General features: G+C 69.0%; 1 protein-coding gene and 2 pseudogenes. 1 reads left to right on the forward strand and 2 read right to left on the reverse strand.

Annotation, left to right across the window (positions count from 1 at the left end; genetic code table 11):
• A pseudogene (locus tag H3O04_RS35265) lies at positions 1-104 on the forward strand (IS110 family transposase); the annotation flags it as partial.
• Positions 105-118: 14 nt separating this feature from the next.
• Here H3O04_RS35265 and H3O04_RS35270 read toward each other — a convergent pair.
• Both H3O04_RS35270 and H3O04_RS35275 read right to left on the reverse strand, forming a co-directional pair.
• Positions 119-1,045, reverse strand: a pseudogene (locus H3O04_RS35270) (condensation domain-containing protein); the annotation flags it as partial.
• On the reverse strand, positions 1,042-1,591 hold a 550-nt coding region (locus H3O04_RS35275), incomplete at its 5' end, for a phosphopantetheine-binding protein (protein ID WP_237666551.1). The pseudogene H3O04_RS35270 and the gene H3O04_RS35275, both read right to left, overlap by 4 nt.

Consider the following 1,591-nt stretch of genomic DNA (forward strand, 5'->3'; position numbering starts at 1 on the left):
TGTCCAAGGTCGCGCTTGTTGCCTGCATGCGCAAGCTCCTAACCATGCTCAATGCCATGGTCAAAACCAACACGCCTTGGGACGATTCACTTCATCGGGCTTGACTCGGAAGACGGTTACTCAGTCCGAAATGGCTCGCATGGCCGCTCAGCGCGGTCCATTGCGCGCGATCGAGCCGCGCATGCCGGTGCGTGAAGCGCGGCCGCCCGTCGGTACGCATCGCGGGCACCACCGGCAGATCAGGACGCGCGGGCAGGTCGTCGAGTCGACTGAGCCACCACGCCTTGTCGCGCGCATGATCGGCACGCGTCGCGGCCTGCGCTTCATGCATCACATAGTCGCGAAACGTCGCATCGAGCGGCGCGGGCTGCCATTGCGGATCGCCGTAACGACGCCGCCACTCGGCGAGCAGCAATTGCAGGCTCGCGTAGTCGATCAGCGTGAAATCCACGGACAGGTGCAGCACTGTGTCATCCGGGCCGAGGCTCACTTCCGGCTGCAGCACCGGCCAGCGGTCGAGCGCATGCACCGCATGGTCGAGGCGCTCGCGCACGCGGTTCAGGTGGGCGTCGAATGCATTCGCGTCGGCCTCGCGCAGGTCGTGCACGGTGAGCGGCTGCCACGGCACGTCGGGCAGCACGCGTTGCCATGCGTTGTCCTCGACGATCGCGCGCAGCATCGGATGGCGCGCGACGCACGCATTCCACGCGGCCTCGAAGCGCACGCAGTCGAGATCCTTCGGCTCGTCGTATTCGACGTACAGATGGCACGCGCTGCCGCCGAACTCGAACGATTCGTGGCGACCAAGCACATACGCGGCCTGCACCGGCGTCAGCGCGAATCGTTCGTACTGGTGCGCCGGATCGCTGCGCCATGCTCCGCCCTGAAGGAAACGGACGAACGCGTCGCGTTCGGCCTTGATGCGCGCGGCGAGATCCGCATCGAGCGCGCCGGCCGGCGCGCGATAGCGCAACTGGCCGCCGTCGTCGCACCACAGTTCGATCTGGCGTTCGCGGCAGAGATCGAGCACGTCGTCGAAGTTCACAGCACGCCCTCCTCGATCGTCGCGACCGACGCATCGCCGTCGGCGGGCGCCGCCGGCGTCAGTTCGTCGAGCTGCGCCGCAAGACCGGCGAGCGTCGGCTGCCGATAGAACGCGGCCATCCCGATCCGCACGCCGAGCCGCTCGCGCAATTGCGCGAGCAGGCGGGTCGCGAGCAGGCTGTCGCCGCCGAGCGCGAAGAACGTCGCGTCACGCGCGTTCGCCGCGCGGCCGAGCGCCTGCTCCCAACAGGCCAGCAATATCGCGTGCCGTTCGCCGGCCGGCACGAACGCGTCGTGCGCGGCCGGTGCGTCGCCGAGTGCGCGCGCGAGTGCATCCCCGACCGCCCGGCGATCGATCTTGCCGTTCGCGTTGAGCGGCCAGCGCGGCACGCACCACAGCGCATCGGGACGCATCGCGTCGGGCAACCGGTCGCGCAACCAGTCGGCGAGCGCCGCCTGTTCGATCGGCTCGCCGACCCGGCGCGCATCGATGCAGGCGAATGCCGCCGAGCGCCAGCTGCGCGCATCGAGCGCAAAGCCGCACGCG

Source organism: Burkholderia sp. KCJ3K979, from assembly GCF_016759955.1.
Classification (GTDB): domain Bacteria; phylum Pseudomonadota; class Gammaproteobacteria; order Burkholderiales; family Burkholderiaceae; genus Burkholderia; species Burkholderia orbicola.